Here is a 16,832-nt window from a genome sequence, read left to right on the forward strand (position 1 = left end):
TGATCACCCGATCGAGCGATCACCGGACGAGCTGGTCGAGGGGACTAGAGTGCGGCCCGTTGACCTCGGTCGAGGGGGTGCGGATTCGTGGACGGGTTCGGGCTGAGTCGTCGTACCTTCCTCACGGGCGCGGGCGCCGGTCTGGCGGGGTTGGGCCTGCCGGGGATCGCCGCCGCGGGTAGTGGTCCCGGTGCCACGGTCGCCGTCCTCGGCGGTGGGGTCGCGGGCCTCACCGCGGCGCACGAGCTGGCCGAGCGCGGGTTCTCGGTCACGCTCTACGAGCGGCGCGCCCTCGGCGGCAAGTGCCGCAGCATGCCGGTGCCGGGCACGGGGCACGGCGGTCGGCGAGACTTGCCCGGCGAGCACGGTTTCCGCATCTTCTTCGGGTTCTACCAGGACCTCCCGGACACGCTGCGGCGGATCCCGTTCCCGGGCAACGCCAACGGCGTGCACGACAACCTGGTCCCCGCCTCCGAGTTCCTGGCGTCGTTCTCCGGCGGGCGGGAGGACCTGCGCATTCCGCTGACGCTCCCCGACGACCCGTTGGCGTGGTTGACGCCGGACGCCCTGCTGCGGCAGGTGCGCGCCGCGGTCGAGACGGCGTTCCACCTGCCGCCGCACGAGGCGGCGGTCTTCGCCCAGCGCGTGCTGGTCTACCTCACCAGCTGCGAGGAACGCCGCCTCAACCAGTGGGAGCACACGACCTGGCCGGATTTCCTGCGTGCGCGGGGCAAGTCCGAGGACTACCAGCGGATCTTCGTCTACGGGCCGACGCGCGTGCTCAGCTCGACCAGGACGGACAACGCCAGCGCGCACACCGCCGGCCTCGTGACCGAGCAGGTGCTGTTCACCCTCCTGGGCCGCGGCGGTGAAGGTCCGCTGGACCGGGTGCTGAACCTGCCGACGAACGAGGCGTGGATCGACCCGTGGGAGCGGCACCTGCGTGGCCTCGGGGTCGAGTTCCGCTTGGGGTGGTCGGTCGAGGACCTCGTCGTGGACGGCGGCCGGATCTCGGCGGTGCGGACCCGCGACCCGGAGGGGCGGTCGCAGGCGGTCGAGGCCGACTACTACGTCTGCGCGCTGCCCGTCGACCACGCCCGACGCGTGTGGAACGCCGACCTCCTGGCGGCCGACCCCCGGCTGCGCGACGCGACGACGTTGGAGACGCAGTGGATGGCCGGCCTGATGCTGTACTTCGACCGGCCCACTCCCCTCGTGCACGGGCACGTGTCTTACATCCACGGGCCGTGGTCGTTGAGCTCGATCAGCCAGGCCGCGTTCTGGCCGGCGCGCGACTTCCCGGCCGACTACGGCGACGGCGGCGTCGCGGACTGCGTGTCCGTCATCATCTCGGACTGGGACGAGCCCGGCGTGCTCTTCGGCCGACCGGCGAAGCAGCTGACCGAGGAGCAGATCGTCCAGGAGGTGCTGGCCCAGCTCAAGCAGCACCTCGACGACTCCGGTCGGACGGTGCTCGACGAGTCGTCGCTCGTGACCTGGTTCCTGGACCCCGGCCTGACCGGGCTGGGCGGGCCGAACCCCGTCAACGCCGACGAACTCGTCGTGCAGCCGGTCGGTTCCTGGCGCCGACGCCCCACCGCGCGCACCGCCGTGCCCAACCTCTTCCTCGCCGGCGACTACGTGCGGGCGCCGATCAACGGCGCGAGCATGGAAGCGGCGAACAGCACCGCCCGCCTGGCGGTCAACGCGCTGCTGGACGAAGCCGGGTCGAGTGCGCCGCGCGCGGTCGTGCACGAGCTGTACCGGGCGCCCGAGTTCGAACTCCTCAAGGCCCAGGACGAGGTGAACTACCGGCTCGGCCTGCCGAACGCGTTCGACCTCCTCTAGCGGCCGGTGTGCGGGACGGCGGAGGTTCCGGACAAGGCCGTAATCCGATCCTGCGCCCGCCAGGGCTCTCCTGTGCGCTCGTGCTTCGCCGGGCCGGGGATGGAGGAGTCGGCCGAAGGCTGGGGGGTGGGGCCGGCGGGGTTGTGGTCGGCGTAGCCGTAGCCGGTCCGCTGTCGGGTGTCCGGGCTGAGGAAGCGGCCGGTGGTGGGGTCGTACTTGCGGGCGCCGAGGTCGGTCAGGCCGGTGGTGTCGTCGAGGGGTTTGTTCAGGAAGCCGTGGCGGTCGGGCCAGACGACCCCCGCGGCGGGGTCGAGCGGGTTGCCGTAGGGGTCCAGGGTGCGGCGGCTGACGGCGAAGCCGACGGACCCGATGGCGACGGTCGGGGTGCCGTGCAGGTCGGTGACGAGGTAGGTGGGGTTGGTGTTGCCGACGCGGACGGCGACGGTCTTGCCGTCGTGGGTGTAGTACCGGGTGCCGACGACCGTGCCGGTGGTGTGGTCGCGGGCCAGTTCCTGGCCTGGCAGGTAGAGGGTGGTCTTGTCCGGATCACGGCGGATGAGTTGGTTGCCGTCGGCGTCGTGGACGTACTTGGTGATCCCGGCGGGTGAGGTGACCGTGTCGAGCCGGTTCTCGTGGTCCCACTTGAGGATCTGCTCGCCGGTGGGCAGGGTGCGCCTGGTGGTGTTGCCGGACTTGTCGTAGCCGTAGGTCGACGACGTCCGGCCGGCGGGACCGGTGGTGGTGGCGCTGGTGAGCGTGTGGGGTTGAGGGCTGCCGCCGGTCGGGTGGTGGTAGGTCGTGGTGGTGTCGCCGGTGGCGCCGGGCAGGGCGTGCCGGGTCTGCGTGGCGCGCAGGCCGGCGGGGTCGAAGGTCCAGGTTGTCCAATACGGGGTGGGGCCGCCGACGGTGGCGCTGCCCGCCGTGGTGGACGGGGCGTTGGCGCAGTCGTCGGTGGCGGTCCAGGCGTTGTCGAGACGGCGCAGGGCGTCGTAGGTGTAGCACTGGGTCCGGACGGGCGCGCGGCCCGCGGTGCCCTGGGTGTTGACGGACTTGGTGACGTTGCCCGCGGGGTCGTAGGTGTAGCTGAGGTGGTCGACCTGCGGGTCGGCTGCCTGCGCGGACATGTTCGCCTGGGTGAGGCGTCTGGTCTGCGCGTCGTAGTCGTAGGTGAGGCTCGCCGTGTTGTTGGACGGGCCCAGGGTGAACCGCCGGGCCTCGCCGTACGGCGTGTAGGTCGAGTCCATGACGTAGACGTTGTAGCCCGCGGTCATCAGCGGCTTGCCGTGGCGGTTGTAGGTGGTGGAGACGATCTCGCCGTTGGGGAAGCCGGCGGCCGCGACGGCGTGCTGGACGGACGCCCGCAGGCCGGTGGTCGTGTAGCCGAAGCTGGTGGTGTACAGGGCGTTGAGACCGGTCTCCACGGCCGGGACCTGGACGAACGTCTTGCCGGCCAGGCCCTGTCCGTTGTAGTGGCTGACGCCGGAGACGTAGTCGCCCTCGGGCGTGTGGCGGGTCGAGGACCAGGGCAGGCCGACGCCGTACGGCGCGCCGTCGTACCGCCAGGACGCCAGGAGGGTCTTCCCCTCGGCCGAGACGGCGTGCCGGGCGGTCTTGCGCCCGAGCTCGTCGTACTCGTGCGCCAGGGTCTTCCCCTCGGCGTCGGTCGTGGTGACGACCTGCCCGGCGAGGTCGTAGGTGGTGGAGGTGGTGCCGGCGTCGGGGTCGGTCCGGCTCGTCCGGCGGCCGAGCAGGTCGTAGGTGTTGCTCCACTGGTGGCCGGCCGGGTCGGTGAGCTTGTGTTGCTGCCCCAACGGCGTGTGCTCGGTCGTGGTGGCCTGGTAGGCGCCGCCGGACACGACGTTGCCGTCGACGGCCGGTGGTGCGGTGTACTCGCGGACCTCGGTCTCACGGCCGCGCACGTCGCTGATGACCGTGGTCGTGATGCCGCCCTTGGGCGGGAAGACGGTCACGCGGTCGCCCCCGTGGACCGTCTTGGTCGTCCACGTCGGGGTGGCTCCCTTGTAGGCCGTCTCCAGCACCGGCCGGCCCGCGCCGTCGTAGTCGGTGACCGTGCGGCTGTTGACCGACTTAACGTCGACCGAGATCAGCGTCGTGCCCGGCACGCCGTTGGTGACGTAGCCGCCGTCGGTGTGCCGGACCCGGCCGTGCGAGTCGTACCACCGGTCCGTGACGACACGGCCCCCGTCGACCGCGTCGGCCTGGGTTTGGCGGAGGCGGCCGAAGGCGTCGTGCAGTTCGACCTTGACCACGTAGCCGGCGCCGGACCCGTAGTCCACGAGCGTCCTGGTGGTGACCGCGAGCGGGCCTTCGGTGCGCAGCAGGTAGTCGTAAGTGACGCCGGCGGGCTCGGAGCCCTTGCGCCGGCCGGGCTTCCAGACCGCGGTCAGCCTGCCCAACGGGTCGTAGGCGAGGTCCGTGCGCCGTGATCCGACGTCGAGGCTGACGACGGGGTTGCCGCGCGCGGGGTCGAGTTCCACCGTGCTGGTCTGGTTCTTGGCGTTGGTGGTGACCGCCTTGGTGAGGACGCCGCCGTCGGCGGGCGTGTAGGCGGTGCGGGTCGTGCGGCCGAGGGCGTCGGTCGCCTCGACGGGCCGGCCGGCGGCGTCGGACTTCGCCGTCGCGGTGGTCTCGTAGGTCAACCGGCCGTCGGTGTCGGCGGTCGCGGCGTCGACGCGGGTGACGACGCCGGCGGTGACGGCGGAGAGCGTGCTCTGCCCGTCGTAATAGGTGCGGGTCGACCTGAGGACGGAGGTCCGCGGTGTCCCTTGAGGCGGGCACACCTGTTGGGAGACGGTGGATTCGGCGACGCGGTCGCGGACCCAGGTCGTGGTGTTGTCGGCGTAGGTCGTGGTCGTGCAGAGGTCGGGCACCCCGTCGCCGGACTCGGTCTTCGCCACGAGCCTGCCGAACGCGTCGTGGCGGTGGGTTTCGCTCACCGTGCGGGTGCCGCCCGCGGCGAGGGCGGTGACGGTCCGCGTGCGGGAGACCCCGAGGATCTGGGCCGTCAGCGCGGGCAGGTCCACGCGCTGACGGGTCGCCGTGCCGCTGAGGACCTGCGGTTCGGTGATGGAGGTGGACACCCGGCTGCCGCCGTCGCCGTTGAAGACCTCCTGCTCGAAGGCCGTGCCGGCGAACCGCTCGTGGTCGGTGCTGGCCTCGCCGAGTGAGTTGCGCACTTCGACCGATCGGCGGCCGTCGCGCGGCAGCACGTCGCCGTCCATGCCCCGGAAGTACGTCGTGCGGGTCAGCGTCGGCTTGTCGTGGACGCCGTCGACGTCGTGCCGGCTGTCGCCGGTGCGCACCTCGACCTCGCCGTACCCGCGGAACTGGCCGTAGGTGCGGTGTCCGGGCTTCACGACCTCGGCGTCGTGGTGCCACGCGGGCGCGCCGAGGTAGGTGTACGCGGTGACCCGCGTCGGCGAGATCCCGTTGCGGTCCCGGACCTCCACCCGGTCCACGACGTACTTGTGGAAGAAGTCGAGCGTCGGTTCCCCGTCGGTCCGAGACGTCCAGCGCACCGGGTAGCAGCGGCGGTCGTTGTCCGCCAGGTCGGTCGGCACGCTGGACGCGCTGCACTCGCGTGCGCTGTAGCCGACGTCGATCAACGCGCCGGTCTCGGTCGCGATGGTGGTGACCCGCCAGTGCGCGAGCGGCGGCAGGTCGCGGTAGCCGTCTACGCGGTTGTCGAACGGCTTGCCCGAGAACGACACCGCCGGCACGGTGACCGACGTGCCGTCCTGGGCGAACCCGGTGCGGGTGATCGACTGGAGCCACAGCTCCTTGTGCGCGATGTTCTTGAACACCTGGCCGAGCTGGTACCGGTCGACGGCCACCGGCCCGGCTCCCCGGTCGTACCGCGTCGTGATCGTGGTCAACCGCTTCGTGGACCAGAACGACGGCGCGTGGTTGTTGCAGACCGCGCCCGGCTTGCAGTGCTGGTCCTGCGGCACGTCCGGCCAGTGCTTGGCGTTGCCCGCGGTGGACTTGGCCGGGTCGCAGTCGAAGCCGGCGTCCGGCGTGCAGCGCTCGGCGACGTCGAACACCACCTGGTTCGGCGCCACGACCCCGTAGACGCTGCCGTTGACGTTGCGCAGGCCGTAGTCGATGCGCTTGAGCGTCCCACCGCGCGTGTAGGAGACGCCCGCCGTGCCGTTGTTGGCGCCGTAGTGGTTGGTCTCCGGCGCGTAGTAGTAGGACGTGAGGTTGCCGTGCGTGTCTTCGACGAAGTCGAGGTTCCACCGCCACGCCTGCGCGCACGACGATCGGGCGAAGCCGGCGGCGTCGTAGCACGGGTCGCCTTGGCGGGGACCGTAGACGGGAACGGCCCAGGCGGAGTTCGTCTGCTCCTGGTCGGTGTGGCCGGGCCCGCGGTTGCGGCCGAAGTAGTAGCCGATGCCGGCGGTCGACGTGACTTTCCAGTACTCGCCGTCGTGCACGCCGTTGACCGCGCCGGTGAGCAGCTCGATCCGGGCGGCGTCGTCGGCCGCGGCACGCCACGTGCCGGTGGCGTCGTCGCGGACCAGCTCGGTGGTCTTTCCGTCCAGCACCATCGTGACGACCTGACCCGCCCAGCACAGGTCACCGGTCCGCTGCGCCCCGGGCAGCGTCCCGTCCTCGGCGCACGTGCGGTACGTGCGCTCGATCGCGCCCGGCGAGTAGTCCCAGCCCTGGCCGATCCACGACGACTGGTTGTTCGTCGCGACCGTGCGACCGTCCACACTGGACGAGCTGTAGGACAGCGCGACCTTCGGCGCGACCGCGGAGCCCGACGACGGCGGCGGCACCACGACGGGATAGCTCCAGTCGAAGCCGCCCGCGCTGCCCGAGACCGACCACCTGCTCGACGGCGGGAGCGTGCCGGCCTCGAAGGTGCCCCTCGGCCCCCTGCCCGTGGCGGTCACCGCGAACACCGTCGGGCCGACCGCGCTGGTACGTGCGGTGACGGCGCGCGTCTGGGGGTCGTTGCTCGACGTAAGGGGGTCCTGTACCTGGCACTCGGCCGCGTCGGGAGTGGTCAGCGCGCACTCGGGCAGCCGCACGATCCGCGACCGGGAGCCGAAGTCCGCGCCGGCCGCGTTGGCGAACCCGGAGTAGTCCACACCGACCGACACCTCCGCCTCGCCGGAGTCCTCGGGCGTGACGGTGAACAGCACACCTGTCACGCCGACGCGTCGCGCGCTCTCCTGGTGGTGCACCTCGACCGCGAACGACCGCTCCTGTTCGGCGGACACCGTCACGGGCAGGTCGCCCGCCGCCCGTGCCGACGCGCCCGCGGTGACGGTGGCCCTGCCGGGCCGCGGCCAGGCGGCGTCGGACAGACCGGTGTCGACCGGTTCGGCGTTCACGGGGTGCGCGGCGAGCGGGAAGTCCGTGTGCGGGATCGACTGGTCCTGCGCCACCGGCGGCGTCCGGTCCGACGACACCCGGTCGGAGGTGAGGCCGACGACGAGCGACGCCATCACCGCGGCCGTCGCCAACAGGGCAGGCGACCGTCTCGGACCACCGTGTCGCGCGCGCGCCGAAGTGGCACCGAACATGTCCCAAGCCCCCCCGGAGAACAAGGCCGTGATCGGCCCGGGCCGGTGAACCATAGCCACGGATCACCCACTCCGGAAGCGTCCGACGAAGATCACGCCACCGCTCGCCGGCGTTACACGAACGGGTGTGTCCTTACTCTCAGCTCGCCGTCTTCGTGCAGGTAGATGGTGCCGGTAGCGTCCGGCGCGCCGCCTTCGGCCGCGCTTCGATCGGTGAGCGCCGCCGACGGCGTGCCCCGCCCCAGGCCGGTACGACCCAGGAGAGCACCACGTGGTCCTGTCCCTGCTCAAGCAGCCCGGGAAGCTCCTCGCCGTCATCTCGCTCATGCGGGAGGCCAAGCGACGCGGCGTCGAGGTCGAGGACCTGCCCGACGAGTGGGTCGCGGCGCGGCTCACGGGGCGCGTCGACGTCACCCGCTGGGGTCTGGTGCCCGACACCGAGGTGGTCGTGCGGGGACCGGCCGACCCGGACCTGGACGCCGCGACCGCCGGCGCGACCGAGGGCCGGTGGGAGCCCGCCGCACGGCTGCTGTCGTCCACTTGGGGCCACTGGGAACGTCGCGAGGAGGTCGTGCGGGCGCTGGCCGACTGCGCCGTCCGCAACGGCGCTTTCCTCCAGGAGTGGCACGAGGTCGATCCAGGCAACGGCGATCTCGCCGTGCTGCACGCGCAGTCGTTGGTGCACCTGGCTTGGGAGGCGCGGGGCACGGCCCGCGCCGCGCAGACCAGCCGGGCCCAGTTCGAGGGGTTCCACCGAGTGCTGTCCAGGGCGCGGGTCGCGGCCCACCACGCGGCCGACGCGCTGCCGGAGGACCCGACGCCGTGGACGACTTTGGTGACGATGGCCCGCGGCCTGTCCTACGACCACGACCGGTTCGGCCGGGTGTGGGAGGAGCTCGTCGCCCGCGCGCCGCACCACCGGCCGGGACACGTGCAGGCCCTGCAGTACTGGTGTCGCAAGTGGAGCGGGTCGCACGAGTTGATGTGCGACTTCGCCACCCGTGCGATGGACGCGTCACCGACCCTGGCCGCGTTGCCGCTCATCGCCGCCCTCGAAGGCGTCGAGGACGACCCGAAGGTGTGGCGCTCGCCGATGGTGCGCGACGCGCTGTCCGTCCTGATGCCGCGCCTGGCCGGCGAAGGAGCAGCCACGAAGGCGCAGCGCTCGGACCGGGGCCTCGCCATCGCCGCTCTCATGGTCGCCAAGCGCCACGACGAGGCGGTCGACCAGTTCCGCGTCCTCGGCCCGCACGCCGACGGGGAGCCGTGGCAGAACTACTTCCCCAACTCCCGCCTCGGCTTCCTGCAAGCCCGCATCGAGGCGTGCAAGGGCGCGCGCAAGCCTTCCTAGCCCCGGCTGGAGGACCGGCAGGTCCGCGTTCGCCGCCACGTCGGTGCCCGGCGCGGCTCGGGCCGGCGCGGTCAGGTCGGTGCCGAACTGCGCCTCGCGCAGGATGCGGCCGGCGTCGGCCTCACCGGGCCCTGGCCGCGGTGCGGGCGGCGCAGGACCGCCCGCACCGCGGTCAAGGCCGGCGCGGCTGGGTCAGTGCGACACCTGCCAGTGGCTGTTCGCCGTCTGAAGGGTGAACGAGAGCCCGTAGCAGCCGAAGTCGGTGCTGGACACGCTGCCCGGCGGCGTCACCGACGAGTTGCCCGTGGTCAGCGCCGTCCACGTGCCGTTGACCTTGATCTGGAGGTTGGCCGCGTGGAACTGGGTGCCGTAGGTCTCCGTGCAGTAGTAGCCCTCGCCGGTGGCCGCGTTGTACTCGGTGTAGACCTCGAACATGCTCCAGCCGCCGTGCGGGTCGACGAGCTTGATCGGGTCGGCGCTGGTGAACAACGCGTCCCAGGTCGAGGTGGTGTAGTTGTACAGGTAGGCCGTCCAGGAGTTGGTCACGGCGTTGGTCTGCACGTCCAGCACGGTGTACGCGGGCAGGCCCTGGAACGTCGTGGTGTAGGTGCTCAGGAAGGTCGAGTCGATCCAGGCCACGGCGGCGAAACCGGGCGAGGCCGCGCACCAGTCCCACGCGCCGACGCCGTTGCCGCCCTGCCAGTAGAACGTGGTGACCTCGATGCAGGTCTTCCCGCTCGGCACGAGCGTCGGCGCGTACACCACGTCGGGGTTGCCCGGCGGGATGCTGATGCCGGGGTTGATGGTGTGGGTCGCCTGCGCGCCGTCGGAGACCACGGTCGGGAACGCGCCCCAGACCGAGTGCAGGGAGCCGCTCCACGGCGGGATCGTCACGGTGTCGGCATCGGCCCGCCGCTGGTCGTGCCTCGCCTGGAACGCCTGGCCCCGCTCGAGGACCTGCTCGCCCAGCTTCGCGCCGGCGGCGGCTCTGGCCGCGTCACCGCGCAGCGCGGGCACGGTTCTGCCGCTGATCGGTGAGTCGGGCGTCGGCTGGGCGACCGCGGCGGGCTCGTCCGCTACCGAGGCCGACACGGGCACGGCGGGCACCAGGAGCGCACCGGCGGCCAGCACCGCGACGGCGATCCGGCGCAGCGGCGAACGGCGCGACCCTCGTGGTGAGAGCGATGAAGACGGCACTGCCGTTTCCTTTCGACAAAGGGGAATGGCGCACCGCGGACATGGGAGGGCGCGAAACGACACGTGCGATGTCCCCCCCAGGACGTTGCGGCATCCGAAGCCTGCTCCGCGTTCGCCGGCACGGCCATAGCGCGACCGCCGTGCGTGCGGACGTCCGAACGTCCCCGCTCGGGGCGGACCTACGGGTTCCCGGTGGGTGACGGGGTTCGCCGGCCCACCCTGTGGAACGACAAGGGCCACCCATCGTCCGTCCGGGTGATCATCGTCGACAGGCGGGCGGCCAGGAGGATGCTGGAGGCATGCGCACCCTGGTGGGGATCTGCTTGGCGGTGGTGTTGGGCATCGGATCGGCACCCGCGGCCTCGGCCACACCGGGTACCGGGGTCAGCGGCGTCACGCTGTTCCAACGCGTGGTCGGGGACACGGAGTACGTAGTCCGGGAGGTCACCATCGCGCCCGGTGGCGCGACGGGCTGGCACTACCACCCCGGCTCGGTGTTCGGGCTCGTCAAGGCGGGCACCCTCACCCACTACCGCGCCGACTGCTCGGTGGACGGCGTGTACCGCGGCGGTGAGGCGATCGCCGAGGAGAGCGGGCCCGGTTACGTCCACATCGGACGGAACCTGGAGTCGGAACCGCTGGTGCTGGAGGTGTTGTACGTGAACCCGGCGGGCAGTCCGCTCGCGGTGGACGCCCCGAATCCCGGCTGCCCGTTCGAGTGACCGCCGGCCGTCACGCCTTGACCGGCCGGCGACGCCGCACGAGCACCACCGCGCCGACGGCCAGCGCCAAGCCGAGGAGCGTCAGCGGCAACGCGGGCAGCGGCCACGACGAGCGGACGTACTCGACCACCACGACGACCGCGCGGTGGGGCTCGTCGGTCGCCGAACGGGTGAAGCGGATGTCGTCGGTGATCTGCGCCGGCCGGAACTCCGCGTCGTAGCGGGTCAGGAAGCGCGGGCCGGTCAGCATCGCGGACAACGTCGGGTACTGCGGGTCCGGCCGCACCTCGCCCGCGAACGTGAGGTCGGGCGCGCTGCCCTCGGGCGCCGGGTTGGTGACGTCGACCCGGTGGTCGGCCAGCACGTACAGGCGCAGCGGCTGCCTGCCCTCGGCCGTGGCGGACAGCCGCATCGGGTAGACCGGCGTGTCGGTCTCGAACGCCAGCCGCATCGGCGGCAGGCCGTCGGCGAGGCTGCCGGAGGTCGGCGCGAGGCGCACGGCGACGATGAGCCAGCCCTCCGCGAGGTACGGCCCGAGCGCGCCCCCGAGGGCGTCGGGCAGCGTGAAGTCGTTGTCGCCCAGCCACTCCGTCACGGCGGTGGCGTCGGTCCCGGCGAGCTGGGCGACCTCGTAGGGGCCGATCTCGACGTGGTCGACGACGGTGGCGCGGCGGTCGGACCCCGGTGGCGCGCCCGCGCCGTTACCGTCCACCACCACGCGCCGCACCTCGACGTCCGGGCGGCTGATCCGGTCGAGCTCGGTGAACAGCTCGCCCTCGGCCAGCTCGAACCGGGCGCGCGCGGGCACCGGCATGAGGAACGCCGCCTGGGTCGCCTCGGACCGCGCCTGCACCGAGAGGGTGATCGACTCGGTGCGGCCGGTCAGCTCCACCAGCGCGGTCTCCTGCTGCGCGCGCAGCTTGTCGTTCGCGACGAACGCCCCGCAGGCGCACGCACCGGACATCGCGGGGTCGACCGCCACCAGCGTGGCGGCGAGCGCGAGCACCACTGAGATCCGGGTCGCCATTCGGCCGGTTGCCATGCCCGGTCGGACGCGGCGGATGACCACCGGGTTCCGCCATCCGGCCGCCCGGTCTTGATCTGCGGGAAGGGCCTCCTTCCCGGCCGGTTCCCGGCGGCGGTCGCCGGGGTTTGCTATCGTGCAGTCGGAGAGCCGTGTGAAGGAGACTCGACGTGATTGGTGAAGACGACATCTCCGGGTGAGCCCCGGATGTGATCGGCCACCGGCAGCAGCGCCGTGGCCGTCCCAGTCGTCCACCTTTCCTCTTGGGCAGTCGCGTTGCCCGCATCACCTCCGAGGTCTCACACCCATGTCCGAAACCTGCGTCGTCGTGTCCGGCCTGTCCTTCTCCTGGCCCGACGACACCCCCATCTTCGACGGTTTGTCCTGCACCGTCCCGACCGGCCGCACCGGTCTCGTCGCGCCCAACGGCGCGGGCAAGACGACCCTGCTCAAGCTGATCGCGGGCGAGCTGCGGCCGTCGGCGGGCAGCGTCGTGGTCGACGGCGTGCTCGGCTACCTGCCCCAGGACCTGCCACTGACCGGCGAGCCGACCGTCGCCGAAGTCCTGGGTGTCGCACCGGTCCTGCGCGCCCTGGCGGCCGTCGAGTCCGGCGACGTCGCCGAAGAGCACTTCACCACCATCGGGAACGACTGGGACGTGGAAGAACGCACCCGCGCCCAGCTGGACCGGCTCGGTCTCGGCGACCTCGCCCTCGACCGCCGCCTGGACACGCTCAGCGGCGGCCAGGTCGTGTCCCTCGGCCTGGCCGCCCAGCTGCTCAAGCGGCCGGACGTGCTGCTGCTGGACGAGCCGACCAACAACCTGGACCTCGACGCGCGCCACAAGCTCTACGACGTGCTGGACGACTGGCACGGCTGCCTCCTCGTGGTCAGCCACGACCGCGCCCTGCTCGACCGGGTGGACCGGATCGCCGAGATCGACGGCGGCGAGGTCCGCTACCACGGCGGGAACTTCACCGAGTACGAGCGGGCAGTCGAGGCCGCGCGGGACGTCGCCGAGAAGAACATCCGCAACGTCGAGCAGGAGCTCAAGCGCGAGAAGCGGGAGATGCAGCAGGCGCGCGAACGCGCCGCGCGCCGGGCGAGCAACGCCGCGCGCAACCTCGGCAACGCGGGGCTGCCCAGGATCTTCGCCGGCACCATGAAGCGCAACGCCCAGGAGTCGGCGGGCAAGGCGAGCGGGACCCACGCGGCGCGGGTCGACGCGGCCAAGGCCAGGTTGGACGAGGCCGAGCGCGCGTTGCGGGACGGGCAGAAGATCTCCCTGGAGCTGCCGCAGACCGCGGTGCCCGCCGGGCGGACGCTCTTCCTGGGCGAACGCCTGCGCGCGAGCCACGGCGAACGGGAGCTGTTCACGGGCGAGGGCGTGGACCTGGCCATCCGGGGGCCCGAGCGGATCGCGCTCACCGGCGGCAACGGCGTCGGCAAGTCCACCCTGCTGCGGATGATCCACGGCGACCTGGAGCCCGACGGCGGCGAGGTGAAGCGGGCCGACGGTCGCATCGCCTACCTGTCGCAGCGACTCGACCTGCTGGACGGCACGCTCACGGTGGCCGAGAACCTGGCCGCGTCCGCACCGGCGATGCCGCCGGCGCAGCGGATGAACCTGCTCGCGCGCTTCCTGTTCCGGGGCTCCCGGGCGCACCTCCCGGTCGGCGTCCTCTCCGGCGGCGAACGGCTGCGCGCCACGCTGGCCTGCGTCCTGTTCGCCGAACCCGCGCCGCAACTGCTGCTGCTGGACGAACCGACGAACAACCTCGACCTGGTCAGCACCGGGCAGCTGGAACGCGCGCTCGACGCCTACCAGGGCGCGTTCGTCGTCGTCAGCCACGACGAGCGGTTCCTCGCCGAGATCGGGATCGGCCGCCGGCTCCGGATCGCCGACGGCCGGCTGCTGGACGAGCCGACGGCGGGCTGAACCGTGGTCGAAGCAGCACTGCTCGCGCACGACGTCGTGCGCCTCCTCGGTGGCCGGCGCGTCCTCGACGGTGTCTCGCTCACCGCGGCGCCGGGCCGTCGGATCGGCCTTATCGGCGAGAACGGCGCCGGCAAGTCCACGCTGCTGCGGTTGCTCGCGGGCGTGGACCACCCCGACCGGGGCCGCGTCGAGCGACCGGCCGACCTCGGCTACCTGCACCAGGAGATGTCGTTCGACCCGGAGGCCACCGTCGCCGACGTGCTCGACGACGCGCTGGCCGGCGCGCGTGAGGACCTCGCCGAGCTCGACCGGCTGGCCGGCCTGCTCGCCGGGTCCCCGGACGACGCGGACCTCCTCGCCGCCTACGCCGAGCGCCTCGACCACGCGCAGCGGCACGAGGCGTGGGACGCCGACCGGCGGGCGAAGATCGTGCTCGCCGGGCTCGGCCTGGACGACGTCGCGCACGACCGCGCCCTGGCCTCGCTCTCCGGTGGCCAACGCGCGCGGCTGGCGCTGGCGGCGCTGGTGGTCCGCAGGCCGTCCGCCCTGCTGCTGGACGAGCCGACCAACCACCTCGACGACGACGCGGCGGGCTTCCTGGAGGAGCAGTTGCGCGGCCTGCCGGGCGCCGTCGTGGTGGCGAGCCACGACCGGGCGTTCCTCGACGCGGTGTGCACGGACGTGATCGACCTCGATCCCGCGCCGGACGGCCCGGTGCGCTACGGGGGCAACTACACCGCCTACCTGACCGAGAAACGTGCCCAACGGGCACGTTGGCAGGAGCGCTACACCGCGGAGCAGGAAGCGCTCGCCGCCCTGCGCGACGCGCTCGGCGTGACGACGCGCCAGGTCGCGCCGAACCGGGCCCCGCGCGACAACGAGAAGATGGGCTACGGGCACCGGGCCGGCCGGGTGCAGAACCAGATCGCGCGCCGCGTGCGCAACACCACGCGCCGGCTCGAGGAGCTGGAACGACGGCAGGTCCCCGCGCCGCCGAGGCCGCTGCGCTTCCACCCGGACGTCCTCGCGGACGCACTCGCCGACGAGTCGCCCGACGAGGTGCTGGTGTCCCTGCGCGACGTGCGCGTGCCCGGACGGCTCGCGGTCGCCCGACTCGACGTACCCGCCGGCGCGCGGCTGCTGGTCACCGGCCCGAACGGCGCGGGCAAGTCCACCCTGCTGCTCGTGCTGGCGGGCCTGCTCGAACCGGCCGGCGTGCGGCGGCGTCCCGGGCTCCGGGTCGACCTGCTCGGCCAGGACACCCGGTTCGACCGGCCCGGGCGCACCGCGCGGGAGACGTACGAAGCGGTGCTCGGCACGGCGCGGGCCGAGTCCGTTCCGCTGGTCTCCCTGGGGCTGCTGCACGAGTGGGACGTGGACAAGCCCGTCGGCGAGCTGTCCGTGGGCCAGCGGCGGCGGCTCGGGCTGGCGCTGGTCGTGGCCGACCCGCCCGAACTGCTGCTGCTCGACGAACCCACGAACCACCTCTCGCCTACGCTCTGTGACGACCTGGAGGACGCGCTGGGGCCGGGGCCGGGCGCGATCGTGCTCGCCGGCCACGACCGGAGGCTGCGGTCGCGGTGGTCGGGCGCCGAGATCCGCGTCGACCCCGTGCCGACCGGAACGCCGCAGGTCGGGCCGGTGGTCGTGGACGAGGGCGGGTGACGCGGGAGTGGGGCGGCCCGGCCGCGCGTGCGGGGGTGGCGGCCGGGCCGGCGGTGTTCAGCGGCGCCAGTCGTTCGGGCGGCCGGTGCGCCAGTCGTTGGGGCGGCCGTTGCCGGTGGTGATCGTGACGGTGCTCATGTGCTCTCCCGGGGTGCTCGACTCTGTGTGAGGGCTTGGTTACGGTGTCATCACCTGGTAGTGAGGCGGTGACACCCATATGGTCGCTGGCAGTCGACGACAGCGCGCATCCCCTCTGCGGTGGTTGCGCGAGTGGTCGCTGTGGCGGCTGCCGCGTGCCGTGTTGGCGTACGTGCTGGGCGTCGAGGCCGTGGCGGTGGTCGCGGTGGCGTCCGTGGTGACGTTGACGCCGGTGACGGGCCGCCACTGGGTGTGGTTCGCGGTGCTGGCCGGCGCGGCCGTGGTGCACTTCGAGGCGGCGCGCGGGCTGGAACGGGTGCGCGAGGTGGCGGCCGAGGGCAGCCCGTACGCGCACCCGCAGTCGATCTGGCTGTTCGCGGGCGTGCTGGTGCTGCCGCCGCCGCTGCTGGCCGGGCTGGTCGCGGTGAGCTACGGCTACGGGTGGGTGCGGATCTACCGGCGCAGCCCGCTGCACCGCAAGGTCTTCTCCGCCGCCACGGTGCTGCTCGCCTGCTTCTCGGCGGGCGCGATCCTGCTGGCGGTGCACCCCGATCCGGCGCCGGCGCACGCCGCGCAGCTGACCGGCCCGGTCGACCTGGGCGCCCTGGTGGCGGCCGGTGTCGCGTACTGGCTCGTCAACCTCGCGCTGGTGGTGGGCGCGATCCTGCTGTCCACTCCGGTCCGGCCGGGCCGCGACGTGCTGGGGCCGTTGAGCCAGCAGCTGGTCATCGCCGCGTCGATCGGGCTGGGCACGGGCTTGGCCGTGGTGCTGGTGACGGCGCCGTGGGTGGTGCCGGTGCTGGTGGTGACCATGCTCGGGATGCACCTGGGGCTCCTGCTGCCGGTCTACCGCACCGCCGCCCGGGTCGACGGCAAGACGGGCACGCTGACCTCGGTGGCCTGGACCGAGCGGGCCTCCTCCGAGCTGTCCCGCTCCGCGGCGACCGGCGTGCCGATGGCCGTGCTCTTGCTCGACCTGGACCACTTCAGCGACATCAACAACACCCGCGGGCACCTGGCGGGCGACCACGCGCTGCGCGCCGTGGCCACCGAGCTGCGCCGCCAGGTCCGCGACGGCGACCTGGTCGGCCGGTGGGGCGGCGAGGAGTTCGTGGTGCTGCTGCCCGGGACCGACCCGGCCGACGCCCGGCAGGTCGCCGAGCGGATCCGCGCCGCGGTCCGCGAGCCGTTGACCGACGTGCCCGGCGCGGCCGTGGGTGTCGACGGCGCGCTGCGGATCACCGCGTCGCTGGGCGTGGCGGTGTTCCCCGTGCACGGCCGCACCGTGGACGAGTTGCTGCTGGCCGCCGACACCGCCCTGTACCGCGCGAAGAACAACGGTCGGGACCGGGTGGAGACCGCGCCGGCCGGGACCGCCGGCTGACCCCGG

9 protein-coding genes are annotated in these 16,832 nt (G+C 72.8%); 6 read left to right on the forward strand and 3 right to left on the reverse strand.

Features of this window, described 5'->3' with window-relative positions; translation table 11 throughout:
* Nucleotides 1–87: 87 nt before the first annotated feature.
* On the forward strand, nucleotides 88–1,848 hold the full coding sequence (locus LNK82_RS21520; RefSeq protein ID WP_230568832.1) for a hydroxysqualene dehydroxylase: 1,761 nt from the start codon (nucleotides 88–90) through the stop codon (nucleotides 1,846–1,848).
* On the opposite strand, the gene LNK82_RS21525 is transcribed toward LNK82_RS21520, so the two are convergent.
* Nucleotides 1,845–7,346, reverse strand: coding sequence for an RHS repeat domain-containing protein (locus LNK82_RS21525; protein ID WP_230568833.1), 5,502 nt, complete (start codon nucleotides 7,344–7,346; stop codon nucleotides 1,845–1,847). The two genes, LNK82_RS21520 and LNK82_RS21525, sit on opposite strands and share 4 nt — an antisense overlap.
* 331 nt (nucleotides 7,347–7,677) lie before the next feature.
* On the opposite strand from LNK82_RS21525, the gene LNK82_RS21530 reads away from it, so the two are divergent.
* Entirely contained in the window at nucleotides 7,678–8,757 is a 1,080-nt protein-coding gene (locus tag LNK82_RS21530) for a DUF4034 domain-containing protein (RefSeq protein ID WP_230568834.1), read from the forward strand.
* A 192-nt stretch (nucleotides 8,758–8,949) separates the two neighbouring features.
* On the opposite strand, the gene LNK82_RS21535 is transcribed toward LNK82_RS21530, so the two are convergent.
* Nucleotides 8,950–9,954, reverse strand: a complete 1,005-nt coding sequence (locus tag LNK82_RS21535) for a hypothetical protein (protein ID WP_230568835.1) — start codon at nucleotides 9,952–9,954, stop codon at nucleotides 8,950–8,952.
* A 299-nt stretch (nucleotides 9,955–10,253) separates the two neighbouring features.
* On the opposite strand from LNK82_RS21535, the gene LNK82_RS21540 reads away from it, so the two are divergent.
* Nucleotides 10,254–10,676 carry a cupin domain-containing protein gene (locus tag LNK82_RS21540; RefSeq protein ID WP_230568836.1) on the forward strand — a complete coding sequence of 141 codons (423 nt, stop codon included), beginning with the start codon at nucleotides 10,254–10,256 and terminating at the stop codon, nucleotides 10,674–10,676.
* A gap of 10 nt (nucleotides 10,677–10,686) precedes the next feature.
* On the opposite strand, the gene LNK82_RS21545 is transcribed toward LNK82_RS21540, so the two are convergent.
* Nucleotides 10,687–11,718, reverse strand: coding sequence for a DUF2330 domain-containing protein (locus LNK82_RS21545; RefSeq protein ID WP_230568837.1), 1,032 nt, complete (start codon nucleotides 11,716–11,718; stop codon nucleotides 10,687–10,689).
* A gap of 289 nt (nucleotides 11,719–12,007) precedes the next feature.
* Here LNK82_RS21545 and LNK82_RS21550 point away from each other — a divergent pair, with 289 nt between their 5' ends.
* The 3 genes from LNK82_RS21550 (at nucleotide 12,008) to LNK82_RS21560 (ending at nucleotide 16,826) form a co-directional block, all read left to right on the forward strand.
* Complete coding sequence (locus tag LNK82_RS21550) at nucleotides 12,008–13,639, forward strand: ABC-F family ATP-binding cassette domain-containing protein (RefSeq protein WP_230568838.1); 1,632 nt, start codon at nucleotides 12,008–12,010, stop codon at nucleotides 13,637–13,639.
* A gap of 3 nt (nucleotides 13,640–13,642) precedes the next feature.
* A complete protein-coding gene (locus LNK82_RS21555) occupies nucleotides 13,643–15,304 on the forward strand; it encodes an ABC-F family ATP-binding cassette domain-containing protein (RefSeq protein ID WP_230568839.1) in 1,662 nt (553 codons plus the stop codon).
* Nucleotides 15,305–15,566: 262 nt separating this feature from the next.
* Nucleotides 15,567–16,826: a GGDEF domain-containing protein gene (locus LNK82_RS21560; protein ID WP_230568840.1), complete on the forward strand. Its 1,260-nt coding sequence runs from the start codon at nucleotides 15,567–15,569 to the stop codon at nucleotides 16,824–16,826.
* Nucleotides 16,827–16,832 lie beyond the last annotated feature (6 nt).

It is taken from the genome of Saccharothrix luteola, assembly GCF_020859565.1.
GTDB classification, from domain to species: domain Bacteria; phylum Actinomycetota; class Actinomycetes; order Mycobacteriales; family Pseudonocardiaceae; genus Actinosynnema; species Actinosynnema luteola.

Excerpts from the sequence above, each read along its gene's own strand:
- LNK82_RS21540 (WP_230568836.1), top strand. The coding sequence starts at position 10,254 with ATGCGCACCCTGGTGGGGATCTGCTTGGCGGTGGTGTTGGGCATCGGA.
- LNK82_RS21545 (WP_230568837.1), bottom strand. The coding sequence starts at position 11,718 with ATGGCAACCGGCCGAATGGCGACCCGGATCTCAGTGGTGCTCGCGCTC.
- LNK82_RS21550 (WP_230568838.1), top strand. The coding sequence starts at position 12,008 with ATGTCCGAAACCTGCGTCGTCGTGTCCGGCCTGTCCTTCTCCTGGCCC.